This window comes from Mesorhizobium sp. M1406 (genome assembly GCF_040317555.1).
Classification (GTDB): domain Bacteria; phylum Pseudomonadota; class Alphaproteobacteria; order Rhizobiales; family Rhizobiaceae; genus Mesorhizobium.
Genome location: NZ_JAMYKW010000030.1, coordinates 1 through 25,330, shown reverse-complemented (window position 1 = coordinate 25,330; position 25,330 = coordinate 1). Strand labels below are relative to the sequence as shown.

Annotated in this window: 23 protein-coding genes and 1 tRNA gene; 11 read left to right on the top strand and 13 right to left on the bottom strand. The window is 62.1% G+C overall.

Annotated features, from left to right (window positions below):
* Window positions 1–60 precede the first annotated feature (60 nt).
* From NKH03_RS22305 to NKH03_RS22280, 6 genes are all read right to left on the bottom strand, one after another.
* The gene (locus NKH03_RS22305) at window positions 61–2,043 is read right to left on the bottom strand and encodes an acetyl/propionyl/methylcrotonyl-CoA carboxylase subunit alpha (RefSeq protein WP_352970569.1); all 1,983 of its coding nucleotides are present in this window, start codon (window positions 2,041–2,043) and stop codon (window positions 61–63) included.
* Between the two features lie 193 nt (window positions 2,044–2,236).
* Complete coding sequence (locus NKH03_RS22300) at window positions 2,237–2,764, bottom strand: O-acetyl-ADP-ribose deacetylase (protein WP_352970567.1); 528 nt, start codon at window positions 2,762–2,764, stop codon at window positions 2,237–2,239.
* A gap of 1 nt (window position 2,765) precedes the next feature.
* A complete protein-coding gene (locus NKH03_RS22295; RefSeq protein WP_352970566.1) occupies window positions 2,766–4,373 on the bottom strand; it encodes a carboxyl transferase domain-containing protein in 1,608 nt (535 codons plus the stop codon).
* A 1-nt stretch (window position 4,374) separates the two neighbouring features.
* Window positions 4,375–5,538: an isovaleryl-CoA dehydrogenase gene (locus tag NKH03_RS22290; RefSeq protein ID WP_352970565.1), complete on the bottom strand. Its 1,164-nt coding sequence runs from the start codon at window positions 5,536–5,538 to the stop codon at window positions 4,375–4,377.
* 58 nt (window positions 5,539–5,596) lie between these two features.
* On the bottom strand, window positions 5,597–6,247 hold the full coding sequence (locus tag NKH03_RS22285; protein WP_352970564.1) for a TetR/AcrR family transcriptional regulator: 651 nt from the start codon (window positions 6,245–6,247) through the stop codon (window positions 5,597–5,599).
* Between the two features lie 71 nt (window positions 6,248–6,318).
* Window positions 6,319–6,600, bottom strand: coding sequence for an acylphosphatase (locus NKH03_RS22280; protein ID WP_352970611.1), 282 nt, complete (start codon window positions 6,598–6,600; stop codon window positions 6,319–6,321).
* Window positions 6,601–6,761: 161 nt separating this feature from the next.
* Here NKH03_RS22280 and NKH03_RS22275 point away from each other — a divergent pair, with 161 nt between their 5' ends.
* Window positions 6,762–7,754, top strand: coding sequence for a bifunctional helix-turn-helix transcriptional regulator/GNAT family N-acetyltransferase (locus NKH03_RS22275; RefSeq protein WP_352970563.1), 993 nt, complete (start codon window positions 6,762–6,764; stop codon window positions 7,752–7,754).
* Between the two features lie 38 nt (window positions 7,755–7,792).
* Here the strand turns inward: NKH03_RS22275 and NKH03_RS22270 are convergent, their stop codons facing one another.
* Both NKH03_RS22270 and NKH03_RS22265 read right to left on the bottom strand, forming a co-directional pair.
* The gene (locus NKH03_RS22270) at window positions 7,793–8,905 is read right to left on the bottom strand and encodes a pyridoxal phosphate-dependent aminotransferase (RefSeq protein ID WP_352970562.1); all 1,113 of its coding nucleotides are present in this window, start codon (window positions 8,903–8,905) and stop codon (window positions 7,793–7,795) included.
* Window positions 8,906–9,042: 137 nt separating this feature from the next.
* On the bottom strand, window positions 9,043–10,206 hold the full coding sequence (locus tag NKH03_RS22265) for a porin (RefSeq protein ID WP_352970561.1): 1,164 nt from the start codon (window positions 10,204–10,206) through the stop codon (window positions 9,043–9,045).
* A gap of 452 nt (window positions 10,207–10,658) precedes the next feature.
* On the opposite strand from NKH03_RS22265, the gene NKH03_RS22260 reads away from it, so the two are divergent.
* The 3 genes from NKH03_RS22260 (at window position 10,659) to NKH03_RS22250 (ending at window position 13,365) form a co-directional block, all read left to right on the top strand.
* Window positions 10,659–10,749: transfer RNA gene (locus NKH03_RS22260), tRNA-Ser, on the top strand.
* Window positions 10,750–10,897: 148 nt separating this feature from the next.
* On the top strand, window positions 10,898–12,034 hold the full coding sequence (locus NKH03_RS22255; protein ID WP_352970559.1) for a porin: 1,137 nt from the start codon (window positions 10,898–10,900) through the stop codon (window positions 12,032–12,034).
* A gap of 242 nt (window positions 12,035–12,276) precedes the next feature.
* The gene (locus NKH03_RS22250; protein ID WP_352871941.1) at window positions 12,277–13,365 is read left to right on the top strand and encodes a tyrosine-type recombinase/integrase; all 1,089 of its coding nucleotides are present in this window, start codon (window positions 12,277–12,279) and stop codon (window positions 13,363–13,365) included.
* Window positions 13,366–13,423: 58 nt separating this feature from the next.
* Here NKH03_RS22250 and NKH03_RS22245 read toward each other — a convergent pair whose 3' ends face one another.
* Both NKH03_RS22245 and NKH03_RS22240 read right to left on the bottom strand, forming a co-directional pair.
* On the bottom strand, window positions 13,424–14,323 hold the full coding sequence (locus NKH03_RS22245; protein WP_352970557.1) for an alpha/beta fold hydrolase: 900 nt from the start codon (window positions 14,321–14,323) through the stop codon (window positions 13,424–13,426).
* 336 nt (window positions 14,324–14,659) lie between these two features.
* Window positions 14,660–16,732 carry a lytic transglycosylase domain-containing protein gene (locus NKH03_RS22240; RefSeq protein WP_352970555.1) on the bottom strand — a complete coding sequence of 691 codons (2,073 nt, stop codon included), beginning with the start codon at window positions 16,730–16,732 and terminating at the stop codon, window positions 14,660–14,662.
* Window positions 16,733–17,023: 291 nt separating this feature from the next.
* On the opposite strand from NKH03_RS22240, the gene dapA reads away from it, so the two are divergent.
* The 3 genes from dapA to NKH03_RS22225 are packed head-to-tail and all read left to right on the top strand — an operon-like array spanning window position 17,024 to window position 19,154.
* Window positions 17,024–17,905: a 4-hydroxy-tetrahydrodipicolinate synthase gene (dapA, locus tag NKH03_RS22235; RefSeq protein ID WP_352876793.1), complete on the top strand. Its 882-nt coding sequence runs from the start codon at window positions 17,024–17,026 to the stop codon at window positions 17,903–17,905.
* 25 nt (window positions 17,906–17,930) lie between these two features.
* The gene (gene smpB / locus NKH03_RS22230; RefSeq protein ID WP_013532594.1) at window positions 17,931–18,410 is read left to right on the top strand and encodes an SsrA-binding protein SmpB; all 480 of its coding nucleotides are present in this window, start codon (window positions 17,931–17,933) and stop codon (window positions 18,408–18,410) included.
* A gap of 33 nt (window positions 18,411–18,443) precedes the next feature.
* Window positions 18,444–19,154 carry a glycoside hydrolase family 25 protein gene (locus NKH03_RS22225; protein WP_352970553.1) on the top strand — a complete coding sequence of 237 codons (711 nt, stop codon included), beginning with the start codon at window positions 18,444–18,446 and terminating at the stop codon, window positions 19,152–19,154.
* Window positions 19,155–19,195: 41 nt separating this feature from the next.
* Here NKH03_RS22225 and NKH03_RS22220 read toward each other — a convergent pair whose 3' ends face one another.
* Both NKH03_RS22220 and NKH03_RS22215 read right to left on the bottom strand, forming a co-directional pair.
* Entirely contained in the window at window positions 19,196–19,852 is a 657-nt protein-coding gene (locus NKH03_RS22220) for a uracil-DNA glycosylase (RefSeq protein ID WP_352970551.1), read from the bottom strand.
* A gap of 11 nt (window positions 19,853–19,863) precedes the next feature.
* Window positions 19,864–20,445, bottom strand: a complete 582-nt coding sequence (locus NKH03_RS22215) for a LabA-like NYN domain-containing protein (RefSeq protein WP_352872701.1) — start codon at window positions 20,443–20,445, stop codon at window positions 19,864–19,866.
* Window positions 20,446–20,773: 328 nt separating this feature from the next.
* Between NKH03_RS22215 and rpoZ the strand changes: the two genes are divergently transcribed.
* The 4 genes from rpoZ to NKH03_RS22195 all read left to right on the top strand — a co-directional run bounded on the left by rpoZ (window position 20,774) and on the right by NKH03_RS22195 (window position 24,752).
* Window positions 20,774–21,175 (top strand): DNA-directed RNA polymerase subunit omega, encoded by a 402-nt coding sequence (rpoZ, locus tag NKH03_RS22210; RefSeq protein WP_023762094.1) that lies wholly within the window; start codon window positions 20,774–20,776, stop codon window positions 21,173–21,175.
* 213 nt (window positions 21,176–21,388) lie between these two features.
* A complete protein-coding gene (locus tag NKH03_RS22205; RefSeq protein ID WP_352872700.1) occupies window positions 21,389–23,617 on the top strand; it encodes a RelA/SpoT family protein in 2,229 nt (742 codons plus the stop codon).
* Window positions 23,618–23,727: 110 nt separating this feature from the next.
* Window positions 23,728–24,306, top strand: a complete 579-nt coding sequence (gene pyrE / locus NKH03_RS22200) for an orotate phosphoribosyltransferase (protein WP_352872698.1) — start codon at window positions 23,728–23,730, stop codon at window positions 24,304–24,306.
* 65 nt (window positions 24,307–24,371) lie between these two features.
* On the top strand, window positions 24,372–24,752 hold the full coding sequence (locus tag NKH03_RS22195) for a VOC family protein (RefSeq protein ID WP_352872696.1): 381 nt from the start codon (window positions 24,372–24,374) through the stop codon (window positions 24,750–24,752).
* 141 nt (window positions 24,753–24,893) lie between these two features.
* Here NKH03_RS22195 and NKH03_RS22190 read toward each other — a convergent pair.
* A partial coding sequence (locus NKH03_RS22190; protein ID WP_352970550.1) for an ISAs1 family transposase occupies window positions 24,894–25,330 on the bottom strand: 437 nt, incomplete at its 5' end.

Genomic DNA, 25,330 nt, shown 5'->3' with positions numbered 1-25,330 from the left:
AAATGGCCGGGCTCGTCCCGGCCATTTTCTTGTTTGCCCTGTCGTTTGTCTTTCGAACCGTCATCTCGCCACCGCGGTCGAGGCGTTTTGGTCCTCGACGAACCTCACCAGCACCGTCCCGTCGGTGACCTGCGCGCCCTCCGTGGCGATCTCGGCGATCACGCCGTCATGCGGCGCGGCGATGGTGTGCTCCATCTTCATCGCCTCGAGGATCAGCAGCGGCTGGCCCCTGGTTACCGCGTCGCCTTTTGCCACACGCACCAGCTTGACCAACCCCGGCATCGGCGCACGCAGGCTGCCGGAGCCGGCCGCTACTTCGTCCGCCCGCGCCAGCGGGTCGGGCACAGCGAAGGTATAGCCGACGGCGTCTTCGAACACGGTGATGTGGCCTGGCCAGCGGGCGAGGCGTGGTGCAGCACGAAAATCATGCGAATTTGTGCTGTCATAGGGTGCATCCAGCGCCACCTGGAACCGTCCATCCGGCCGCACCGAAACCCTTGCCGCGATATCGTCTTCGCCGAACTTCAGCCGTGTGCGCCGCGCCACGCTGTGGAAATGCGCATAGCCGGGAAGGGATGACCAGGGATCGTCGGATGGCGGCGATGCTCCGGCAGCCGAGGCTGCGACAGCGGCGGCGGCAATGGTTTCGCCGGTCGGCGGCGGGATGATCGTCAATGTCTCCTGGTGCCGGCCGATCAGGCTGGTGGCGACGTCGCCTGCAGCAAAGTCCGGATCGGCGGCCAGAGCGGCAAGAAAGGCGGTGTTGACGGTGGAACCGGCGACCTCGGTTCGCGACAGCACCGCACCAAGCGCTTCGAGTGCCGCCTGCCTGTCCTTCGCATGGACGACCAGCTTGGCGATCATCGGGTCGTAATAGGGCGAGATGGCGTCACCCGCCCGCACGCCGGTCTCGACGCGCATCGTGGCGCCTTCGGGGGCTGCATCCGGAAATTTCAGATGATGCAAGGTGCCCGTTGCTGGCAGGAATCCCTTTGCCGCATCCTCGGCATAGATGCGCGCTTCGAAGGCATGACCGGCGAGCGCGATCTCGCTTTGCGTCTTCGGTAGCTCTTCGCCGCTGGCGACCCGCAACTGCCACTCGACCAGATCGATGCCGGTGACCATTTCGGTGACCGGGTGCTCGACCTGCAGGCGGGTGTTCATTTCCATGAACCAGAAGCGGTCGGCCTTCAGGCCCTGCGAGGCATCGACGATGAATTCGATGGTGCCGGCGCCGGAATAATTGATCGCCTTGGCGGCCTTTACCGCCGCGTCCGTCATTGCTTTGCGCAAAGCCGGTGTCATGCCGGGGGCGGGCGCCTCCTCGATCACCTTCTGGTGGCGGCGCTGCGCCGAGCAGTCGCGCTCGTAGAGATGCACGACATTGCCGAGGCTATCGCCGAACACCTGCACCTCGATGTGGCGCGGCTTGTCGACATATTTCTCGACCAGCACGCGGTCGTCGCCGAAGGCGGCTTTCGCCTCACGCCGCGCGCTGGACAGCGCTTCGGAAAACTCGTCGGGATGCTCGACGCGGCGCATGCCCTTGCCGCCGCCGCCAGCACGCGCCTTGATCAGCACGGGATAGCCGATCTCGCGTGCTTTGGACGCAAGCAGCACGATCTCCTGCGCCTCGCCATGGTAGCCCGGCACGACCGGCACGCCGGCCTTTTCCATGAGCCGCTTGGCGGCGTCCTTCAGCCCCATGGCACGGATCGAGCCCGCCGCCGGCCCGATGAAGATGAGCCCCGCCGCTACCATCTGGTCGACGAAATTGGGGTTTTCGGATAGGAAGCCATAGCCGGGATGAATGGCTTCAGCACCCGTCGCCAGGGCCGCGGCGATGATCTTGTCGCCGCGCAGATAGCTTTCGCCGACAGGCGAGGCGCCGATATGCACGGCCTCGTCGGCCATCTCGACATGCAGGGCCCTGGCGTCGGCGTCCGAATAGACGGCGACGGTGTGCACGCCAAGCCTGCGGGCCGTACGGATGACACGGCAAGCGATCTCGCCCCGATTGGCGATCAGGATCTTGGCGAACATGGAGCCTCCACAACCGAGAATCTGGCGACGGCAGGACAGAGGGGAGCGCTGTCCCGCCAGCCTATCCGTGCTCGCGTTCGCCGATGGTCAGACAGGGTATCAGCAGCGACTCGGCGACCTTTCCCCGGCGCCGCCAGTTCCGTAACCGAAATTCGCACTTCGCCACGCAAATGGATCACCTTGCCCATGTAGTCTACCCTCCGCCGAGGGCAGCAACGACCTGCCGGTATAATTCCGCCGTCGGCTCATCGAAGCAGCAGAAGATGACGGTTCCCGGCACTATGTTTTGGTTCATGAAGTCAGCCACCGTGCTGACGGCGATACGGGTCGCCTCGTCTTTCGGGTAGCGGTAGACACCGGTCGAGATCGCCGGGAACGCCACTGTGCGGCAGTCATTGGCGGCGGCGAGTTCGAGCGACCTGATATAGCAGGAGGCCAGCAACTCGGCTTCGCCCTTGCCGCCGCCCTGCCAGACTGGGCCGACTGTGTGGATGATGTGTCGAGCCGGCAGTTTGTAACCCTTGGTGATCTTCGCGTCGCCGACCTTGCATCCGTTCAGCATCCGGCATTCGAACTCAAGCTCGCGGCCTGCGGCGCGGTGGATGGCGCCATCGACCCCGCCGCCGCCGAGCAATGAGGTATTGGCGGCATTGACGATGGCGTCGACCGCTAGCTTGGTGATGTCGCCGGTATGAACCTGAATTCGCGGGCGTTCGTTCATCTCACATCCTGAACACGCCGAAGCGCGTCTCCTCGATCTCGGCGTTGAGCGAGGCTGACAGGCTGAGTGCCAGCACGTCGCGCGTCTTCGCCGGGTCGATGATGCCGTCGTCCCAGAGGCGAGCGGACGAGTAGAGCGGATGGCCCTCATGCTCGTATTTCATCAGGATCGGCTTCTTGAATTTCGCCTCTTCCTCGGCGCTCCATTCTCCACCCTTGCGCTCGATGCCCTCGCGCTTGACCATGGCCAGCACCGTCGCCGCCTGTTCACCGCCCATCACCGAGATGCGGGCGTTCGGCCACATCCACAGGAAGCGCGGTGAGTAGGCGCGGCCGCACATGCCATAATTGCCGGCGCCGAACGAGCCGCCGATGATCATGGTCACCTTCGGCACCCTGGCGGTGGCGACAGCCATAACCAGCTTGGCACCGTCCTTGGCGATGCCGCCGGCCTCGTATTTACGTCCCACCATGAAGCCGGTGATGTTCTGCAGGAAGACCAGCGGGATCTTGCGCTGGCAGCACAGCTCGATGAAATGCGCGCCCTTCAGCGCGCTTTCGGAAAACAGCACGCCGTTGTTGGCGATGACGCCGACCGGCATGCCATGGAGGTGGGCAAAGCCGGTGATCAGCGTGATGCCGTAGTTCTGCTTGAACTCATCGAACTCGGAGCCGTCGACGATGCGTGCGATCACCTCGCGCACGTCGTAGGGCTGGCGCAGGTCGGTCGGCATGATGCCGTAGAGTTCATCCGCCGGATGAAGCGGCGGAACCGACTTCTGTAAGTTCAGGCTTACAGTCTTGTTCCGATTCAGGTTTTTGACAATGCGCCGGCAGATGGCGAGCGCATGGTCGTCGTCCAGCGCGTAGTGGTCGGCGACACCGGAAAGCCTGGTGTGCACATCGGCGCCGCCGAGATCCTCAGCACTGACGTCCTCGCCGGTGGCCGCCTTCACCAGCGGCGGGCCGCCGAGGAAGATGGTCGCCTGGTTGCGCACCATGATCGTTTCGTCCGACATCGCCGGCACATAGGCGCCGCCCGCCGTGCAGGAACCCATGACGCAGGCGATCTGCGGAATGCCGGCCGCCGACATATTGGCCTGGTTGTAGAAGATGCGGCCGAAATGCTCGCGATCGGGAAACACCTCATCCTGGTTGGGCAGATTGGCGCCGCCGCTGTCGACCAGATAGATGCAAGGCAGATTGTTCTGCAGCGCGATCTCCTGGGCGCGCAAATGCTTCTTCACGGTCAGCGGATAATAGGTCCCGCCCTTCACCGTGGCGTCGTTGACGACGACCATCACCTCGGTGCCTTCGACGCGGCCGATGCCGGCGATCATGCCGGCCGACGAAATCTCCTCGCCATACATCGACCATGCGGCAAACTGGCCGATCTCGAGCAAGGGCGAGCCGGTATCGAGCAGCTGGGCGAGGCGCTCGCGCGGCAACAGCTTGCCGCGCGAAACATGGCGCTCACGCGCTTCGTCCGAGCCACCGCGCTCCACGGTCGCGGCTTTTTCCGCGATGTCGGCGACCAAGGCTCGCATGCGCTCGGCATTGGCGCGGAAGGTCTCGGAGGAGGGGGAGATCTGGGTTTGGAGTACCGCCATACTATAGTCCCTCCGCCATGATCTCGCGCCCGATCAGCCAGCGACGGATCTCGCTGGTGCCGGCGCCGATCTCGTAGAGCTTGGCGTCGCGCAACAGGCGGCCGGTCGGATAGTCGTTGATATAGCCATTGCCGCCGAGCAGCTGGATGGCGTCCAGCGCCATCAGCGTCGCCTTCTCGGCGGCAAACAGCACGCAGCCGGCGGCATCCTTGCGCGTCGTCTGACCGCGATCGCAAGCGGCGGCGACGGCATAGACATAGGCGCGCGCGGCATTCATCGTCGTGTACATGTCGGCCAGCTTGCCCTGCACCAGCTGGAACTCGCCGATCGCCTGGCCGAACTGCTTGCGCTCATGCACATAGGGGATGGCCACGTCGAGGCATGCCGCCATCAGGCCGATCGGGCCGCCGGCCAGCACGGCGCGCTCATAGTCGAGGCCCGACATCAGCACTTCAATGCCGCGCCCTTCCTCGTGCAGCACGTTTTCGAACGGCACTTCGACGTCCTCGAATACCAGTTCGCCAGTGTTGGAGCCGCGCATGCCGAGCTTGTCGAGCTTTTGCGCGACGGAAAACCCGGCCATCGCCTTCTCGACGATGAAAGCGGTGATGCCGCGCGAGTTTCGCTCCGGATCGGTCTTGGCATAGACGACCAGCGTCTCGGCGTCCGGTCCGTTGGTGATCCACATCTTGGTGCCGTTCAGCACGTAGCGGTCGTTACGCTTTTCAGCACGCAGCTTGAGCGAGACGACATCCGAGCCGGCGCCGGATTCCGACATCGCCAGCGCGCCGACGCGTTCGCCCGAACACAGCGGCGGCAGGAATTTTTCCTTCTGCGCGGTCGTCGCCCAGCGATTGATCTGGTTGACGCAGAGATTGGAGTGAGCGCCGTAGGAGAGGCCGACCGATGCCGAGGCGCGCGAGATTTCCTCGACGGCGATGACATGCGCGAGATAGCCCATACCGCTGCCGCCGAAATCCGGATCGGCGGTGATACCGAGCAGGCCAAGTGCGCCGAGTTCGCTCCACAGATGCGCCGGGAATTCGTTCGAACGGTCTATATCGGCGGCGATCGGCGCGATCTTGTTCTGCGCGAAGCGTCGCACCAGATCGCGCAACGCCTCGATATCCTCGTCATGCCCGAAGCCGAGCGTGTTCGTGTACATGGTTCCTCCTGCCGCATGACTCCGAAAATCGACTTCGATTGTCGGGTCATGCGCGAAATCAAAATGCTACAACGTCCTTTGCGCGTCCGAAGGCACGCGCGGCGCTGTAGGCGTCGATCTTCGCGCCGACGAGCCGCATTGTCATCGAAAGATATGTCGCCGTCACTTCAGTGATCGACAGCCGCTCGCCCGGTCGAAACCAGACGATAACGCCGGTCATCATCTGGATCAGCGCCATCGCCGTCAGCCCGGTGTCGTCGATGCTGAAGGCGCCCGTCTCGGTGCCGTCGCGCAGGATGGCTCGCAGTTCCTTTTCGTAGGCCGTACGCATCCGCAGGATCTGCGTCAGCTTTTCTGGCGACAGGCTGCGCAATTCCATGTTCGACACATGCGTGGCGTGCCGGCGCTCGATATGAAAGGCGATGTGGTTCTCGACATAGGCTGACAGCCGTTGCACGGGATCCGCACTGATAGGGCGGGCTGCTTCCCACGCATCGGTCAAACCTTCCATGTGCTCGCGCATCAGTGTGAACAGAAGCTCTTCCTTGGTCGGGAAATAGCGGTAGAGCGCGGCCGCCTGGACGCCGACTTCGGCGGCGAGCTGGCGCGTCGACATCGCCTCGTAGCCAAAACGGGCGATCAGATTGACCGCCGCCTCGCGGATGGCTGCCTCGGTCTTTTCACCATCTGATCCGGTCGTACGCGCCATGTCTGCCCCTTCGCGGGACAATAATAAAACGAACGTTCAATTAATTCAAGAGCGCTAAACCAAATCCACCATCATGCAACAATCCTGAACTCGACAGATGTGTTTCCGGGTGCCAACTCCTCGACGTCGACCCTCGAGACGGAAGCCCCGGACGGCCCTTTCCACAGTCGTTCGATCATTGTCGAAACCGCCTCATCAAGGCCTGCAATCTGGGTCGTTACAGACCCGTCCGCTTCATTGCGAACCCAACCCGCAAGACCGAGGCTTGTGGCCTCGTCCCGGGCCCAAATCCTGAAACCGACGCCTTGCACATTGCCGTAGACGCGCGCCCGCACTTCCCGAGGATCAGTCATGACTGTCTCCAAGCCTGTCTCCTTGGAATCTGGCGCATGGCCCGGGGAAAGCAACCTGGGAATTATGCGCACAAAGCACTTGGCTCTCTGGCTTTCGAAATTTAATTTACTCAGTCCACTAATTTTGGAAAATGGGGCTGGCTATTGGGAGTTGGACGCAAATGTTGGACGAACGAAAAGCACTGGTGGCCGATATCAGGCGCTTCAATCGCTTCTACACGCGCACCGTTGGTCTTCTCGACGAGACGCTGACACAAAGCGCATTCACCTTGACCGAGGCGCGCGTGCTTTTCGAACTCGGCCACCTTAATCGTCCGGCGGCTTCTGAAGCTGCTGGGGAGCGGGGTTTTCTTGCCAAGGTTTTTCATCTGGAGATAGGCCCCACTGCTTCCGATATCGCCAGGCAACTACGCGTCGATGCCGCCTATCTGACGCGAATTCTGCGCAAGTTCGCCGGCGAAGGGCTGACCGAGACCCGGACCGATCCGGCCGACAAGCGCCGGCGGATTCTGTCGCTCACGGCAAGAGGCGAGGCAGCCCTTTCAGGGCTCCAGGCCGCGGCGGATCGCGATACGGCGCGGCTTATCGAGAATTTGCCTGACCACAGATTGCAGGAACTGGGCAGCGCCTTGCGCAAGGTGGGGGAATTGCTGGGTGATCCCGCCTGTGAGAACGGCGAGGTGACGCTGCGGCCGCACCGCGTCGGCGACGTCGGCTGGGTCGTGCAGCGGCAGGCCCAGCTCTATGCCGAGGAATATGGCTGGACCATCGAGTTCGAGGCCATGCTCGCCGAGATCGGCGCCGATTTCATCCGCAATTTCGAGCCCGGCCGCGATTTCTGCTGGATCGCCGAACGCGATGGACAGCCGGTCGGCGCGGTGTTCCTTGTTCATCAGGATGACGAGGTGGCCAAGCTGAGGCTGCTGCATGTCGAGGCGACGGCGCGCGGCCTTGGCATAGGCAAACGCCTGGTCGCGGAATGCGTGAACCAGGCTCGGGCTTGCGGCTATATCAGGCTGGTGCTGTGGACCAACGACGTTCTCGTCGCGGCGCGCGCGATCTACGAGCGCGCCGGCTTCAGGCTGGTCTCGCAGCAGCATCACCACAGTTTCGGCAAGGAATTGACCGGCCAGACTTGGGAACTGGATTTGTAAGCGCGCGCCTTGTGATCTGGTTTGCCTGCTGGCGGATCCTAGTTTCCGCGCGCTGCCGCCAAAGCACCGGGAAGTTCCTCGGCAAAAATATCGAGCTCGTGATCGAGGCCGACGCTGACGCGGATGCAGCGGTCGAGCACCGGCACCATCGGCTTGCGGATGAAGACGTCGCGCGACAGCAGGCCCTGCAGCACTTTCAGCGCGAAGGCGCCGTCGCGACCACAATCGATGGTGACGAAGTTGGTCGCCGACGCCAGCGGCATCAGCCCGTTCTGCTCGGCAATGCCGGCGATGCGCCGGCGGCCGGCAGCCACCCGCGCCACCACGCTCCTGAGATAGTCCTGATCGGCAAGCGCCTCGACGCCGGCGATCTGCGCCATGCGGCTGACGCCATAATGATTGCGGATCTTCTCGAAGTCGCGAATCACCTGGGCCTCGGCGATCGCATAGCCGCAGCGTATGCCGGCGAGCCCATAAGCCTTCGAAAACGTGCGCATGCGGATGACGTTTGGCCTGGAGATATCGATCGGCGGCAGCGCCGAGGCCGGGCCCAGTTCGCCATAGGCCTCGTCGAGCACCAGCATGGTGGTTTCCGGCAGTGCCTCGATGAAGCGGATGAGCTCGTTCGCCTCCCGCCAGCTGCCCATCGGATTGTCCGGGTTGGACAGATAGACCAGCGGCGCCTTGTCCTTGCGCACCGCCGCCAGCAGGCCGTCCAGGCTTTCCATGTCGTTCTCATAGGGGACCGTGACCAGCCGCCCGCCAACACCGGCAATGTGGAAGTTGAAGGTCGGATAGGCTCCGAGCGACGTGACCACGGTATCGCCCGGCGCCACATACATGCGGGCCACCAGGCTGAGCAGGCCGTCTATGCCTTCGCCGACCACAACGTTCTCGGCCTTCACGCGGTGATGGGCGGCGGCCGCCACCTTCAAATCATGATTGTCGGGATCGCAATACATCCACATGTCGCCGGCGATCTCGGCCATGCGGGCGATGACGCGCGGCGAAGGCCCAAAGCTGCTCTCATTGGCACCGATGCGGGCGCGAAAAGCGCGGCCCCGCTCGCGCTCCTGCGCTTCGGGTCCGACGAAGGGCACGGTCGACGGAAGCGCGTCGACGAGCGGCGTTAGGGGAGGGCGTTGGCGCATAGCGGAAGCTCGCTTGAAAAGGGGGCTTCTTGCTAGCGCGCCGGGTGGGTGGGCGCAAGTTGCCGCGAGGCCTGTCTTCGATGCAAAAAACCCGGCGGTTGCCCGCCGGGTTTTCAATTTCGCCGAAGCGAAATTTATTAGAACGAGCGCTGGAAGCGGAGGAGGCCGCCGACACTGCTCTTCTTGTCGGCATTAGTCCAGTTGGAGAAGTCGGCGTCGTCGAACTTGCCTGCATTGAGGTAGTCGACTTCGGCCGTGATCGTCATGCCGGGAACGATGTCGTAGGCGATGTTCGCCGCGACGCCGAGGTTCTTCCAGTCGTCATACGAAATCTGGGCGTTGAACGAGGTCTTCTCGTTGAACTTGTAGGTGCCACCGCCCCACACTGCCCAGTTGCCGCCCCACTGCTTGTAGAAGCCGCGACCGCCAGCCGGAATGGCATAGGTGCCGTCGTCAAGGTTGTCGTCGGTGCCGTAGCCGCCCATGACCCACAGCTGTATGGCGTCATTGACGTTCACGTCCAAGCGGACCTTGCCGGCGACTTCTTCGTAGTTGCTGTCATAGGCAATGACGCCGGTGATGGCGCCCCAGCCCTGCGTGTACTTCACGCCGCCGACGACGTGCGGAACGTAGCTGTCGATGGTGCCAACGACACCCGAGCCTTCTTCGAGAGAGAGAACGGCCGAGAAGCCGTTGCCAGCGTCGAAATAGTACTGGATGACGTTGGTGTCGAAATCGCCGTAGGGAACCAGCGTATCCTGAATGACGTTGCCGGCGTAGCCGATGAACGTATCGAAGGCCGATTCGTCCTTACCGACGCGCAGGCCACCGAGCTGGATCCAGGCGAAGTTCAGCGAGGTGCCCTTGTTGCCGGCAGTATTGCCAAGGGGAAAGCCGTCGGCGTCGAAGGCGCCGTAGCCGTTGCGGTTGCCGAAGTTCCAGCGGGTCTCGGTGTAGGTCTTCAAGGTGCCGAGTTCGGTTTCCTGGCCGGTCCAGGTCTTCAGCGTGAAGCGGGCATTCTTGTACCAGGTGTCGTTTTCGGAACCGTCTTCGTGATCGAAGCTGCGAGCGCCGTCGAACGAGCCGACGTCGCCGCCGCCAATGTCGTAGCGGACATAGCCGCCGATGCGCAGGCAGGTCTCGGTGCCGGGGATGTAGAAGTAGCCAGCGCCGTAGACGTCGCAAATCTTGACGTATTCAGCGGGTTCCGGCTCGGCGACGACGACGGCGTCGGCGGCGCGCGCACCGGAAACTGCGATCAGGGCCGCAGCGGAGCCGAGGAGAAGGCTCTTAATGTTCATTTTCTGACCTCCAGTCAAAAGTTAAAAAACGGGTCTGGGTATTCTTTGCTGAAGGACAGCGTTCCCTGCCCCATCCCCACTACCGAAAAAGATGCGCACCGCGCCGCTTCCTCGAAACCGACATTACCCATGAGGCGGCGGCGTTCAACCACGATCGTACCGGCGAAAGGGCTATTCGGCTGCTATGCCCGGCCTGTGTTGCAGAAACGTCACGATTTGGCCTCACTTAGAAAGCTCTCGTTAACTATCCGGACCGCCGCAACCCCTTATTTACCGCCGAATCCGGCGATCGGTCGACGGAATCATGGCAAGACCACGAGTCATCCGCCAGGGAATTGCCGCGGATCCGCCGCATCCGAGGAAAAGCCGATGTTCGGCGCGCTCAGACTTTTCCATATAGTGACGCGGGTTTGTTGATTGTGCGGATGCTTTTCTCTATCCAGCGGCGCAACGGAGAGGTGGCCGAGTGGTCGAAGGCGCTCCCCTGCTAAGGGAGTAGAGGTCAAAAGCTTCTCGTGGGTTCGAATCCCATCCTCTCCGCCACTTCTGCCTGCTTGAAGACCGGCGTCCAAAAATTACTTCATTAAAACAGGCTGATAGCTGGATATCCCGCTGCCATCGCCGCGCGATTCGGCGCCAAAATGCTCCCGAAACGCCGCTGTTTTGTTCGATTCTGACTGGAGGTCAGAAAATGAACATTAAGAGCCTTCTCCTCGGCTCCGCTGCGGCCCTGATCGCAGTTTCCGGTGCGCGCGCCGCCGACGCCGTCGTCGTCGCCGAGCCGGAACCCGCTGAATACGTCAAGATTTGCGACGTCTACGGCGCTGGCTACTTCTACATCCCCGGCACCGAAACCTGCCTGCGCATCGGCGGCTTTGTCCGCTATGACATCAGCGCCGGCGAGGAAGGCAGCTTCGATGGTGCTCGCGCCACCGACGTTGAGGACGGCACCGAAAACGACACCTGGCACAAGAATGCCCGCTTCACGCTGAAGACCTGGACCGGCCAGGAAACCGAGCTCGGCACCTTGAAGACCTTCACCGAGACCCGCTGGAACTTCGGCAATGGCGACAGTGCTGTTGCCAGCAATGCCACTCCTTCTCTGAACTTCGCCTGGATCCAGCTCGGTGGTCTCCGCGTCGGTAAGGACGAATCGGCGTTCAATACGTTCATCGGCTATGCCGGCAACGTCATCCAGGATACGCTCGTTCCCTACGGTGATTTCGACTCCAACGTCATCCAGTACTACTTCGACGCTGGCAACGGCTTCTCGGCCGTGGTCTCTCTTGAAGAAGGCTCGGGCGCTGGCACGCCTGGTGCCTACGGCAGGGGCACGATCGACAGCTACGTTCCGCATGTCGTCGGCGGCGTGAAGTACACGCAGGGCTGGGGCGCCATCACCGGTGTCGTGGCTTATGACAGCAACTACGAAGAAGTCGCCGGCAAGGTGCGCTTGGACGTGAACGTCAATGACGCCATACAGCTGTGGGTCATGGGCGGCTATGGTTCCGATGACAATCTCTCGGATCCGACCTGGGCCATTCCGGCTGGCGGTCGCGGCTTCTTCAAGCAGTGGGGCGGCAACTGGGCGATCTGGGGCGGTGGCACCTACAAGTTCAACGAGAAGACCTCGTTCAACACCCAGATTTCGTATGATGAGGACCAGAACCTCGGCGTGGCGGCGAACATCGCCTACGACGTCGTTCCAGGTCTCACGGTCACGGCCGAAGTCGACTACGTCAATGAAGGCGACTCCAACTGGACTGGCATTCCGGCCGGTGAGGATAGCGCCATCGGCGGCATCCTCCGCTTCCAGCGCTCGTTCTAAGGGCTGGTTCCTTACAAGTGAAATCCAGCCCGGGCGCTTCTACGCCCGGGCTGTCTTTGTTTCGTGACTGGGCTTGGTCAGACAGAAGGAAAAGGGGGATTCGGTAGCTGAATAAAATCCGAGGAATGATTTCGTGGGATCCGCCGCCCGGCGGATGAAATCAGCCGCACGATTTTAAACTCTTGAAAGGACGCCTCCAAACGGATAGGGCTGAATCTATCCACTCGGGGGTGTGGCAAATAATGACAAACGAAGCGATTCAAGAGGGTGGGCCCTCTGATCATTTTACGATGTTTTCTTCTCAGAATTCGACGATACGATACAGTTACAACAAGATCAGAGAAGTAAAATCGTATAGGGTCGGAGAGTTGTTTTCAGCATATCGGGATATACTTTGGGATGATGGGCGGCATAAATATAATGTCAGCTCATTCATAGGCGAGATAGATGAGCTTCTCCTTGGGGAGCGGTTCAGCGCCTTTGACCAGAGTACCCTGGACAACCTTATCGGCACCTTGCGCCAGCGCGGCAACAGCAACGCAACCATCAATCGAAAGATGGCTGCTCTCAGCAAACTGCTGCGCAAGGCTCACAAGATGGGGGATATCCACAGCCTGCCCGAGTTCCGCCGCCAGAAGGAGCGGGCGGGACGGATTCGTTTCCTCGAGAGGGACGAAGAGGCACGGTTGTTCGCCGCTATCAAGAGCCGCAGCGAGGACGCCTACAGGCTTTCGGTCTTCCTGGTCGATAGCGGATGCCGTCTCGGTGAGGCGCTTGGGCTGATCTGGAATGACATCCAGGAGCATCGCGTCAGTTTCTGGATCACCAAATCCGGCCGCAGCCGCACCATTCCGATGACCGAGCGGGTCAAGGAGGTCATCAAGCTGCCGCCCGCCGAAGGCCGCCGGCCCAAGGGACCGTTCACCAAGCTCAGCCAGGCACAGTTCCGTGCCATCTGGAACGACGCGAAGGCCGAAGTCGGCCTCGGCGCCGACGACCAGGTGGTGCCGCACATCCTGCGCCACACCTGCGCCTCGCGTCTTGTCCAAGGCGGCATCGACATCAGGCGCGTGCAGATGTGGCTCGGCCACCAGACACTGTCGATGACCATGCGCTACGCGCATCTGGCCACCAACGATCTCGATGGCTGCGTCATCGTGCTGGAAACGCCTCGATCGTGCCAGCCGGCTGGCAACTGCGCGCAAGGCTCCATGTTTTCATCGCCCGTGACGACGCCCTCGTCGCCGAAGGCAGAGCGGAAACAAGTGAACGAGGCCACCGCGGCAAAGGAATCGCAGAAAGCGCCCAGGAAAAGTTCAAAAGCCAAGTAGGCTGGCGAGCCCGACCTATACTATGTGGCAATCCCAGGACCTCGTTTGGTCTTGGGATCTACTTCAGGCTGTTCCGCCGCTCGGCGCGTTCAAGAAAACCTGCGATGTCGTTGGGCAGGCTACCAGTCTCAAGGAATGGCGCGTGGCCCTGGCCCACGACCGTGAACGCTTCCATCATGGAATGGCGCTCTCTCATCTGTTGCAGGGTGTCTATGGACAGCAGTCTCGAATTGGCGCCGCGAATGGCGAGCAAGGGAATGGCTGCCAACGCCTCGAATTGCGGCCATAGAACAGGCGGCGGCTGCGCCAGGTCGAGACTGGCAACGGTGTCGACCAGCTTCGGGTCGAAATCCGGCACCAGGCCACCGTCCGTTTCACGGTAGAGAGCCCAGACCATCCGATCCCAATCCGGCCCCGCAAGGGCGGAGAAGTCCTTGCCATGCACGCCGCGCTGGGCGGCAGCCGCCTGTGCGCGGGTTTTCGGTGTCGGGTCGCGCTCGAGATAAGACTGGATATGGGCAAGCCCAGCCACCTCGATCACCGGTCCGATGTCGTTGAAAATAATGGCTTTCAGGACAGCCGGCCGCATCATCCCGAGCACATGGATGATCAGCCCGCCGCGCGACGTCCCGATGAAGGCTGCGTCTTCGATGTTCAGCGCCGCCAGCCCGGCAAGGACGTCGCCGGCCTCGACACCGACATTATAGTGGCTGATATCGGAGTCGTAGGCGGATTGCCCGCGCCCGCGATAGTCGAAGGCAATGACCTTTCGCGGATTTGCCGCATGGGTCGACAGATAGAGCGCCAGCTCATGAAAATCCCGGGCATTGCGGGTCAGGCCCGGCAGGCAGACGACCGGCCAGTGGCCGGGACTTGCTTCGCCGTAGACACGTGCGTGGAGCTGGAGCCCATCGGGTGCGGCGTAGAAGAAATCGGAAAAGCCTTCGTGGTTTGGCATGCGGACTCCTCCGTCGTGTAGATGGTCTGCGACTGCTACAGGCGGGGGCACGGACGGTCAAATTGAAGGACGTGGCGCGGGAAATTTTGAAATTTGGCGGGACAGTACCCCCCTCTGCCCTGCCGGGCATCTCCCCCGCAAGGAGGGAGATTGGCAGCGTCGGCGCTCAGCCCATCCTGTTGCGTTGGAGATTGGCGAAGGCCGACGTGACATTCGATCTCCCCCCTTGCGGGGGAGATGCCCGGCAGGGCAGAGGGGGGTGTGAAGGGACGCGATTCAAAGATGTCGAGCGCTGTGCAAATATCGCAGCAAGAAGGCGGCCACATCTATCATGCCTCAACTCCGCCCGTTCACCAGATCGCCCACGATGTCGTATTTGCCCGAAATACGCATCTTGTAGACCTCGTAATTCTCCATCACGCGCTGGACGTAACTTCTTGTTTCCGTGTAGGGAATCCGCTCGATCCAGTCGACGACCGCGTCGATGTCCTTGCCGCGTGGGTCACCGTATCTGGTCACCCACTGGCTGGCCCGGTTGGGGCCGGCATTGTAGCCGGCAAAGGTCAGTACGTAGGAGCCGTTGAAGCGATCGAGCTGCTCGCCGAGGAAGGCGGAACCGAGCGTCGCGTTATAGCCGGCGTCGGTGGTCAGCCGTGTCTGCGAAAACTGCAATCCGGCCTTCTTCGCCAATTGCTTGGCGGTGCCCGGCATCAGCTGCAGCAGCCCGCGCGCGCCTGCGCTGGACACGGCGCCGATGTTGAACTCGCTTTCCTGACGGGCGATCGCATAGGCCAGCGCCTTGCCCGACCCGGAAATGTCGGCCGAATCAGGAATGACGCCGAGCGGATGCGACAGCGCGCCGACATCGATGCCACGCGCGCCGGCGATCTTGCCGATTTTCAGCGCCATGAAATGGTTGCCCTGCTTTTCCGCCAGGACAGCCAGCAGCGCCAGCTCGCCCGGACTGGTCAACTGTCCGGCAAGATCGCGATAAAGCGTCTCGGCATAGCGGTCGTAGCCGGCTTCTTGCAGCCGCTTGATGGCGCTGACGGCCTCCCGGCCGGCAAAATTCTGCCGGTCGGCGGCACTTGGCGAGGGATAGACGATGTTCAGCGCCTGCCGGCCGACCCGCTCGGCGGCAAGCTGGCCATAAAATGTCGTGCCGTAGGCAGCGGCGCGTGCAAAATAGTCTTTCGCGTTGCCCGGGCCGCCGACTTCCGCCGCACGGCCAAGCCAGTAATACGCGCGCGACAGCGTCATCGGCCCTTGGGCAAGGTCGGCGATGCGCGCGAAATGCGTTGCCGCGGTTTTTGGGTCGTTCAGGCCGCGCAGCGCGTACCAGCCGGCATGGAATTCAGCATCTGCGGCATTGGTGGCACTTTCGGCGGCGTGTGTGGCGACGATCCGGTAGGCCGTCTTCATGTCGCCCTGGTCGACCAGTTCGCGCGACAGCACTCGGCGCTCGACCCACCAGGCATCCGGATCGACCAGAGCTTCGCGGTCGGTCGGTACCTGCATCACAATGGCCGCGGCGCCGGTAAAATCCTCTTGCCTGCGCAGATATTCGGCTTGCGCGAAGAAATATCCAGCCGAACGTTGTGCCGCCGGCACCGCTTTCAGCAGTTTGGCGGTGTTCTTGTCGCCTTTGTCGGCCGCTGCCCAGGCGTCCGCAAGCTGCTGGGCACCGGCGAGGCCGGCAACACGCAGCGCGGAATTCGCGCGGTCGGCATAGAACATGCGCTCCATGCGAAAACGGTGGTCGGCGGTGGGGATCAGGCCGCCGAACTCCTTGATCAGCGCCGTCTCGTCCTTGGCCTCCAGGATCGCGGTGCGCCAGAATGGCGACAGCACCGAACGCGCAGCCTTGACGTTGCCCGACGCCACATAGGCGCGGGCAAGCACCGCCACGCCTTCGAATGTCTGCGGCTGGCTGCCGTCGAATGCCGCAACGACGATGTCGGGGGCAGGGTTCTCGCGATAGAGCGCGCGCTCGCTGTTCTTGCGCAGCGCGACGGTGCCCGGCCAATTCGGCAACATCTTCGCAGCGGCGGCAATGTCGCCGCTCGGAACCTTGTCACCGCCATAAAGCGCGATGGCCCAGGCAAGGATATGCTGGTCGAGCGAATGGACGGGAAGGGCATCGCGCACGGCACGGGCGCGGGGACTATCGCCAGCCGCCAGCGCGTCCAGTCCGCTCTTCAACAGGGCGACGCCGGGTGAGGCATCTTCTTGCGCTTTGTCCCGTAGGCCGGGCATCGGAATGGCCGAGCCCGGCATCGGAATGGCCGAGCCTGGCAACGGAATGGCCGAAGTGACCCGCACATCCACGCTACCGCCGATCGCCATGCCCGGCATCAGCGCGAGCGTGGCGCCAAGCAGCGCGAAGAGGTGAGGCCGACTGCCCGGCATGATCTTTACGTCTTTCCTTGTCCTGGCATATTACCGCAGGCCGAGAAGCTCGAAGCCTAAACTTAGGTCGTGAAGAGCCCGTAAACAAAGAGTTAGCGAGGCCGTTCGAATTGCGCTTGCTGGCACCATGGCAATGCTTGCCGCGCAACAATGTCGAGACTATGGTGCGCCGCTTCGCTTTCGGCTAGAAGGCGCGCACGACAAAACACCGATGCATGTCGCCCAAAAACTGGATACCGGTTTTGGGGCGGTGGCCTGCATAAACAAAGAAGTCCCAAGGAGTTGGACGACATGCTGAGAGGCTCGCTTACCGCGCTCGTGACACCGTTCGAAAAGAGCGGGCGTTTCGACGAGAAAGCCTTTCGCGCGTTCGTCGAATGGCAACTCGCGGAGGGCACGACAGGACTGGTTCCCGTGGGCACGACCGGCGAGTCGCCGACGCTGTCGCATGATGAGCATCGCCAAGTCGTCAAGGTGTGCATCGAGGTGGCCAAGGGACGCGTTCCGGTCGTTGCCGGCGCCGGTTCCAACAACACCGAGGAAGCTGTTGGCCTCGTGCAATATGCCGAGAAGGCCGGCGCCGATGCCGCCCTGGTCGTCACGCCCTATTACAACAAGCCGACACAACGCGGCCTGTATGAGCACTTCGCGGCTGTCGCCAGGGCGACCAAGCTGCCGATCATCATCTACAACATCCCGCCGCGCTCGGTGATCGACATGATGCCCGAGACGATGGGCCGGCTCGCGCACGACTTCAAGAACATTGTCGGCGTCAAGGATGCGACCGGCAAGGTCGAACGGGTCTCCGAGCAGCGCGCGACATGTGGCAAGGATTTCATCCAGCTTTCGGGCGAGGATGCTTCGGCGCTTGGTTTCAATGCACATGGCGGCGTCGGCTGCATCTCGGTGACCTCGAATGTCGCGCCACGGCTGTGTGCAGAATTCCAGGAGGCGACCCTGTCCGGCGACAGCACCAAGGCGCTGGACTTGCAGGATCGTCTGCTGCCGCTGCACAAGGCGATCTTCATCGAGCCCGGCGTTTCCGGCGCCAAATATGCGCTGTCGCAGCTGGGCAAGGTCGAGAATGTGCTGCGCTCGCCGCTGGTCACGGTCGAACAGTCGACCGCCGAGAAGATCGACGCGGCCATGAAGCACGCCGGCTTGATTAATTAGCGATGAGGCGCCACCTCTCCACATCATGAATCAAGTCAGAAAAGCCGATCCCAACAACAAGACCGTTTCGGAAAACCGCAAGGCGCGGTTTTCCTACGAGGTGCTCGACACGGTCGAGGCCGGCTTGGTGCTGACCGGCACCGAGGTCAAGTCGCTGCGCCAGGGCCAGGCCAACATCCAGGACAGCTATGCCTCGGTCGAGGGCGGCGAGATCTGGCTGATCAATTCCTATCTGCCGGAATATCTGCAGGCCAACCGGTTCAACCACGAGCCGCGCCGGCGCCGCAAGCTGCTGCTCAACAAGCGCGAAATGGCGAAACTGTCGCAAAGCGTCGACCGCGAAGGCATGACGCTGGTGCCGCTGAAAATCTATTTCAACGATCAGGGCCGCGCCAAGCTGCTGCTCGCCGTCGGCCGCGGCAAGAAGCTGCACGACAAGCGCGAATCCGAGAAGCAGCGCGACTGGTCGCGCGAGAAGGGTCGGCTCTTAAAAGAGCGTGGATAGGTAAAACAGCGTAGGTAGGCTGGGGCCATTCGTTTGAAGAACCGGATTGTCCTCTTTGGTTTGGCCAGCCTGGTCTTGGTATGTCTCGTCGCGGCTGGCGGCTATCTCTATTTCCGCACATTCTCGCCGGACCGCGATAAATATCCGGTCAGGGGCATCGACGTCTCCCATCATCAGGGCTGGATCGACTGGCGGCGTGTTGCGGCCGACGATGTCGCCTTTGCCGTCATCAAGGCAACCGAAGGCGGCGATCATGTCGACGATGCCTTCGCGAGGAATCTGGAAGAGGCCCGCGCCGCCGGTCTCGCCGTCGGTGCCTATCATTTCTTCACCTTCTGCCGGCCAGGTGCCGACCAGGCGAAGAATTTCATCTCGGTGGTGCCGCACGATCAGCCGCTGCTGCCGCCGGTTGTCGACATCGAGTTCGTTGGCAATTGTCCGCAGCGGCCAACGCCCGAGCAGCTGAGCGCCGAACTGGCCGCGTTCCTCGCTCCAGTCGAGGCGGCGTTCGGCAAGCCCGCGATTGTCTATCTGACCGATGAGGCAGCGGAAGCTTATGCCGGGCGCATCGCTGCCCGTCCGCTCTGGCTTCGCTCATTGCTCCTGGAGCCGGACCGCGGCGACTGGGTCTACTGGCAGTACCACAACAGGGGCCGCGTCGACGGCATCAACGGCGATGTCGACCTGAATGTGCTGCAGGGCGGGCCGGCGGTGTTGAATGCGCTGTCTGCGCTGCCACGCTGACAGTCTGCCGGCACCCAACTCTGTTCCCGCAGAAACATCCTCTATTTCTGCAAAAACATCGCTATCTCTCTGAATACCCTGACGAACATCGCTTCGGTCAGCACGCCGGTATTGGTGTTGTAGCGTGAGCAGTGATAGCTCGAAAACAGCGTGATGCCCCCGGCCGGCAACTGTCCGCCATGCTTGAACGGGTAGGCGGCGACGCGCCCGCCGAACGCCCGTACGGTCGACTGGTGCGCGATCGATCCCAGTGCCAGCACGGCGCGCAGGTTGGGAAACCGGGCGATCGTCGGCACCAGGAATGTCCGGCACGTGGCAATCTCGGCGCCTACAGGTTTGTTTTCCGGCGGCACGCAGCGCACCGCGTTGGTGATCGCCGTGCCGATCAGCTCCAGCCCGTCATCTGGCCGCGCCTTGAACTCGCCGCGCGCAAAACCGTGCGAAATCAGCGTCGAGTAGAGCAGGTCGCCGGCAAAGTCGCCGGTGAAGGGACGCCCTGTGCGGTTGGCGCCGCGCAGGCCGGGCGCCAACCCGACGATCAGCAATTGAACCGCGGCGTCACCTTCGGGGGGCAGGAAAGTCGGCACCGGCGCATTGAACCAGGATGGTTCACGCTGCCGCCACTCGGCGATGAAATCATGCAGCCTTGGGCAGAGCGGGCAATCGCGGCCGGGTTCGGAGGCGGAAAGGGCGGTCAAGACGACCGGCCTCAGTAGTCGTCCTCATCGACTTCGGCCGGCTCGGGCCGGCGCACCGGCCGCTCGGACGGATCGCGGCCGACCTCGTTCTTCAGTGTTGTCAGATCGATGAAGTGGTCGGCTTGACGGCGCAGATCGTCGGAGATCATCGGAGGTTGCGAGGCCATGGTCGAAACGATCGACACCTTGCGGCCGCGCCGCTGCAGCGCCTCGACCAGCGTGCGGAAGTCGCCGTCGCCGGAAAAGATGACGTAGTGGTCGACGACATCGGCAAGTTCCAGCGCATCGACCGTGAGCTCGATGTCCATATTGCCCTTGATCTTGCGGCGGCCGGTCGAGTCGGTGAATTCCTTGGCTGGCTTGGTGACCACCTTGTAGCCGTTATAGTCGAGCCAGTCGATCAGCGGACGGATCGAGGAGTATTCCTGATCCTCGACCAGCGCCGTGTAATAATAGGCGCGCAGCAGATAGCCACGCTTCTGGAAGCTCGCCAGAAGCTTGCGGTAGTCGATGTCGAAGCCGAGCGCGCGCGACGTCGCATAGAGATTGGCGCCGTCGATGAATAGGGCGATTTTTTCACGAGGGTCGAACATGGAAAATTATTCCTTCTCGAAATAAACGGCCGTCTAAACGAAATGCGATAGCGACGTTCGGTCAGGCTCATAATAAACCGGCTGACCTCTACGCTATCCGAGATAGCGCCAGTTTCGCGGCAATCCAAGGGCGTGTTGCGGCGTTGCAAGCAATTGTGATCGGGACACCGAACGCATAAGTACAGACAGGTTTTGCCAAATCGGCTGTTCGAACCAAGGATTGAGCGCCCTGCAGCCCCGCCATTGCCATGATGCTTGTATTTTGGCGGCGTTCGGGTTATGGACCGCGCCTGTTTTCCATCAAATCCATCGCATGAAAGGGGCATCCATGGCCCGCGTAACCGTTGAAGATTGCATCGACAAGGTCGACAACCGCTTCGAGCTGGTGCTCTTGGCCGGCCACCGCGCCCGGCAGATCAGCCAGGGCGCGCCGATCACCGTGCCGCGTGACAACGACAAGAACCCGGTCGTGGCGCTGCGCGAGATCGCCGATGAAACGTTGTCGCCCGACGACCTCAAGGAAGATCTGATCCATTCGCTGCAGAAGCATGTCGAGGTCGACGAGCCCGAGGCCGATGGCGAGGCGATCGCCGATCAGACCGGCGCCGCCGTTGCGGCCACCGACGCCGATGACACCGAGGAGAACATCACCTTCGACCGGATGACTGAGGAAGACCTCCTGGCCGGCATCGAGGGTCTGGTGCCGCCGGAAAAGAGCGACGACTACTAAGCGATCTCGGGTCCGGAGGTCGCTGGAACAATCTTCAGCACTTCCGTATCGGCAGTTTCGTGGCTATCTAGTACCAACTGTCGCAAATACCAGATGCAGTTTGGGCCGCGCTTGGCATAATGCATTAATCTGGTATTTGCGACAGTTGGTACCGGACATGCGCCGTACAGCCGTGCGGCGCATGATTCATTTCACCGCTGCGAGATTCCGCCCATGATGCGTCAGTATGAGCTTGTCGAGCGCGTCCAGCGCTACAAGCCTGACGTCAACGAGGCGTTGCTCAACAAGGCCTACGTCTATGCCATGCAGAAGCATGGCCACCAGAAACGCGCTTCCGGCGATCCCTATTTCTCGCATCCGCTCGAAGTCGCCGCCATCCTCACCGAAATGCACATGGACGAGGCGACGATCGCGGTCGCCCTGCTGCACGACACGATCGAGGACACCACGGCGACGCGGGCCGAAATCGACGAGCTGTTCGGGCCCGAAATGGGCAAGCTGGTCGAGGGGCTTACCAAGCTGAAGAAGCTCGACCTCGTGTCGAAGAAGGCCGAGCAGGCGGAAAACCTACGCAAACTTCTGCTGGCGATTTCGGAAGACGTCCGCGTGCTTCTGGTCAAGCTCGCCGACCGCCTGCACAACATGCGCACCCTCGATCATATGCCGGAGGCCAAGCGCCTGCGCATCGCCGAGGAGACGATGGACATCTATGCGCCGCTGGCCGGGCGCATGGGCATGCAAGGCATGCGCGAAGAGCTGGAGGAGATCGCCTTCCGCTTCATCAATCCGGAGGCCTATCGCGCCGTCACCGCCCGGCTCGCCGAAATCTTCGAGCGCAACAAGGATGTGCTGTCCGAGATCGAGAAGGCGCTGTCGGCGCTGTTCGAGAAGCATGCGATCAATGCCAGCGTGAAAAGCCGCCAGAAGAAGCCGTGGTCGGTGTTCCGGAAGATGGAGGCCAAGGCGCTGTCCTTCGAGCAGCTGTCCGACATTTTCGGCTTCCGCGTCGTCGTCGACACCATCGAGGACTGCTACCGGGCGCTTGGTGCCATTCACACCACATGGTCGATGGTTCCGGGTCGCTTCAAGGATTACATCTCGACGCCGAAGCAGAATGACTACCGATCGATCCACACCACCATCGTCGGGCCGTCGCGTCAGCGCGTCGAGCTGCAGATCCGCACCCGAGAGATGAACAAGATTGCCGAATACGGCGTCGCCGCCCATTCGATCTACAAGGATACCGGCGGCAAGACGAACGGTGCCGCCCATGCGATCTCGAAAGAGACCAACGCCTACGCCTGGCTGCGGCGCACCATCGAGCAGCTTGCCGAGGGTGACAATCCCGAGGACTTCCTCGAAAACACCAAGCTGGAGCTGTTCCAGGACCAGGTGTTCTGCTTCACACCCAAAGGCATGCTGATTGCGCTGCCGCGCGGCGCGACACCGATCGACTTTGCCTATGCGGTGCACACCGATGTCGGCGACACCTGCGTCGGTGCCAAGGTCAACGGCCGCATCATGCCGCTGATGACGGAACTGAAGAACGGCGACGAGGTCGAGATCATCCGCTCCAAGGCACAGGTGCCGCCGGCGGCGTGGGAATCGGTCGTCGTCACCGGCAAGGCGCGCTCGGCGATCCGCCGCGCCACCAAGAACGCCATCCGCAAGCAATATTCGGGTCTCGGTATCCGCATCCTGGAACGCGCCTTCGAACGCGCCGGCAAGACTTTCACCAAGGAGAGCCTGAAGCAGGTCCTGCACCGGTTGGCGCGCAAGGACATCGAGGATGTGCTGGCCTCGGTCGGGCGTGGCGAGCTTGCCTCCGCCGACGTCATGAAGGCGGTATTCCCCGACTACAAGGATGAGCGCGTCACCACGGCCGCACCCAAGCCGCGCGAGGAGGGCTGGTCGAAGATCCGCAATGCCGCCGGCATGCTGTTCCAGATTCCGGGCCGCGCCGCGCGCAAGGACAAGGACCAGCCACGTGATGGCGCCGTGCCGATCCGCGGCGTGCGCGGCGACCTGCCGGTGCGTTTCGCGCCGGAAGGAGCAGTCCCTGGCGACCGCATCGTCGGCATCGTCCAACCGGGCACCGGCATCACCATCTATCCGATCCAGTCGCCGGCGCTGCAGGCTTTCGACGACCAGCCAGAACGCTGGATCGACGTGCGCTGGGACATCGACGAGCGCACCAAGGAGCGCTTTCCGGCGCGCGTCTCGGTCACCGCCATCAACGCACCGGGTTCACTCGCCGATATCGCCCAGGTGGTTGCGTCGAACGACGCCAACATCCACACGCTGTCGATGGTGCGCACCGCGCCCGACTTCACCGAAATGCTGATCGATCTCGAAGTCTGGGATCTGAAGCACCTCAACCGGCTGCTGTCGCAGCTCAAGGACAATTCGAGCGTCAGCGATGCACGGCGTGTGAACGGGTGAATAGTGAATAGTGAATAGTGAATAGTGAATAGTGAATAGTGAATAGTGAATAGTGAAAGAAGGTGCTCACTGCCACCATTCACCATTCACCATTCACCACGGAGCAAACAATGAACACTGATGAAGTGCTGGGGATTTTCCGCGAGGCCGGTGCTGTTCTGGAAGGGCATTTCATTTTGACCTCGGGCCTGCGCAGTCCGATCTTCCTACAGAAGGCGCGCGTGTTCATGCACGCCGACAAGACCGAGCTTCTGTGCAAGGCGCTGGCCGAGAAGATTCGCGCTGGCGTGCCCGGCAAGATCGACTACGTCGTCGGCCCGGCGATCGGCGGGCTGATCCCGGCATACGAGACGTCGCGCCACCTCGGCGTGCCGGCGATCTGGGTCGAGCGGGAAGGGGGCGAGTTCCGCCTGCGCCGCTTCGAGATCGCCAGAGGTTCGCGTGTCGTCATCGTCGAGGATATCGTCACAACCGGCCTGTCGATCCGCGAGACCATCGAGTGCCTGCGCGAGCTTGGCGCCGAAGTGGTTGCCGCGGCCTGCATCATCGACCGTTCGGCCGGCAAGACGGACGTCGGCGTGCCGCTGATCGCACTCGCCGAATACGAGGTTCCGGCCTATCCGGCCGACCGGCTGCCGCCGGAGCTGGCCGCCATCCCGCCGATCAAGCCCGGCAGCCGCAACATCTGACCATCCATGTCGCCCAGAAGTGTGCAGCGGTTTTGGAGTAACGACATGCATGAAAGCAATTGGATATGATCGCCGGCATCGATCATTTCGTGCTGACGGTGGCTTCGCTTGAAGTGACCTGTGATTTTTATCAGAGCGTGCTGGGCTTTGAACGCATCGACACGCCGGGCCGGCCGACGGCGTTGGCTTTTGGCACCCAGAAGATCAATGTGCATGAGGTCGGCCGCACCTTCGAGCCGAAGGCCAAGGCGCCGACGCCCGGCTCGGGGGACTTCTGCCTGATCGCCGACCGGCCGCTGGCCGAAGTCAGCACCCGTCTTGCGGCCAATGGTGTGGTGGTGGAACTCGGTCCGGTCGAACGTGTCGGGGCCCGAGGACCGATGATGTCGGTCTATTTCCGCGACCCGGACGGCAACTTGGTCGAGGTCAGCGAATACCTGCCGTAGCCGCCGGCGACGCTGCGCCTTTCGGAGATACGACCGCCGTTTTCCTTAAATTCGCCGCGATTGTCCAATGTTCGAAGCAAGAACTGCCATCGCGAAGGCGGCAACAAGCGCGGCACGGACCAGGGGAATCGGGTGAGTTAATTATCGTGAGATGACGCTTACGAGGAATTCGTCGTCCCACGCCGCCACTTTTCGTTTCAATCGCAACGAATCCTTTCCAGGCGCTCGTCGTATGAGATTGAGAGCCATGTGTTTTATGGTGGTGAAGTTTGCTGGAGCGTGATCGGTTCGCAGGCGGCACTCGTCATCGCGGAAGACCATGTCGAGCACCCAGTGGAGGCTGTTCTCGACGGCCCAATGGTCGCGGATGAGGGGGCCGATCAGATTGGCGATGAGAACCAGCGAGGTAATGTAGAAGCGCGTCTCGCGTTCGATCTTGCCGGCGACTTCACGGGTGCTCTGGACCATGACGACACTCTTGAGGCCAGGCCATTGATGGCTCTTTTGAAGCCAGTCGACATCGTGGATAACCGTGATGTCTCGGGTCTCGATACGACCGTGGTTACCATCGACCGTGC

Excerpts from the sequence above, each read along its gene's own strand:
- NKH03_RS22305 (WP_352970569.1), bottom strand. The coding sequence starts at position 2,043 with ATGTTCGCCAAGATCCTGATCGCCAATCGGGGCGAGATCGCTTGCCGT.
- NKH03_RS22300 (WP_352970567.1), bottom strand. The coding sequence starts at position 2,764 with ATGAACGAACGCCCGCGAATTCAGGTTCATACCGGCGACATCACCAAG.
- NKH03_RS22295 (WP_352970566.1), bottom strand. The coding sequence starts at position 4,373 with ATGGCGGTACTCCAAACCCAGATCTCCCCCTCCTCCGAGACCTTCCGC.
- NKH03_RS22290 (WP_352970565.1), bottom strand. The coding sequence starts at position 5,538 with ATGTACACGAACACGCTCGGCTTCGGGCATGACGAGGATATCGAGGCG.
- NKH03_RS22285 (WP_352970564.1), bottom strand. The coding sequence starts at position 6,247 with ATGGCGCGTACGACCGGATCAGATGGTGAAAAGACCGAGGCAGCCATC.
- NKH03_RS22280 (WP_352970611.1), bottom strand. The coding sequence starts at position 6,600 with ATGACTGATCCTCGGGAAGTGCGGGCGCGCGTCTACGGCAATGTGCAA.
- NKH03_RS22275 (WP_352970563.1), top strand. The coding sequence starts at position 6,762 with ATGTTGGACGAACGAAAAGCACTGGTGGCCGATATCAGGCGCTTCAAT.
- NKH03_RS22270 (WP_352970562.1), bottom strand. The coding sequence starts at position 8,905 with ATGCGCCAACGCCCTCCCCTAACGCCGCTCGTCGACGCGCTTCCGTCG.
- NKH03_RS22265 (WP_352970561.1), bottom strand. The coding sequence starts at position 10,206 with ATGAACATTAAGAGCCTTCTCCTCGGCTCCGCTGCGGCCCTGATCGCA.
- NKH03_RS22255 (WP_352970559.1), top strand. The coding sequence starts at position 10,898 with ATGAACATTAAGAGCCTTCTCCTCGGCTCCGCTGCGGCCCTGATCGCA.
- NKH03_RS22250 (WP_352871941.1), top strand. The coding sequence starts at position 12,277 with ATGACAAACGAAGCGATTCAAGAGGGTGGGCCCTCTGATCATTTTACG.
- NKH03_RS22245 (WP_352970557.1), bottom strand. The coding sequence starts at position 14,323 with ATGCCAAACCACGAAGGCTTTTCCGATTTCTTCTACGCCGCACCCGAT.
- NKH03_RS22240 (WP_352970555.1), bottom strand. The coding sequence starts at position 16,732 with ATGCCGGGCAGTCGGCCTCACCTCTTCGCGCTGCTTGGCGCCACGCTC.
- dapA (WP_352876793.1), top strand. The coding sequence starts at position 17,024 with ATGCTGAGAGGCTCGCTTACCGCGCTCGTGACACCGTTCGAAAAGAGC.
- smpB (WP_013532594.1), top strand. The coding sequence starts at position 17,931 with ATGAATCAAGTCAGAAAAGCCGATCCCAACAACAAGACCGTTTCGGAA.
- NKH03_RS22215 (WP_352872701.1), bottom strand. The coding sequence starts at position 20,445 with ATGTTCGACCCTCGTGAAAAAATCGCCCTATTCATCGACGGCGCCAAT.
- rpoZ (WP_023762094.1), top strand. The coding sequence starts at position 20,774 with ATGGCCCGCGTAACCGTTGAAGATTGCATCGACAAGGTCGACAACCGC.
- NKH03_RS22205 (WP_352872700.1), top strand. The coding sequence starts at position 21,389 with ATGATGCGTCAGTATGAGCTTGTCGAGCGCGTCCAGCGCTACAAGCCT.
- pyrE (WP_352872698.1), top strand. The coding sequence starts at position 23,728 with ATGAACACTGATGAAGTGCTGGGGATTTTCCGCGAGGCCGGTGCTGTT.
- NKH03_RS22195 (WP_352872696.1), top strand. The coding sequence starts at position 24,372 with ATGATCGCCGGCATCGATCATTTCGTGCTGACGGTGGCTTCGCTTGAA.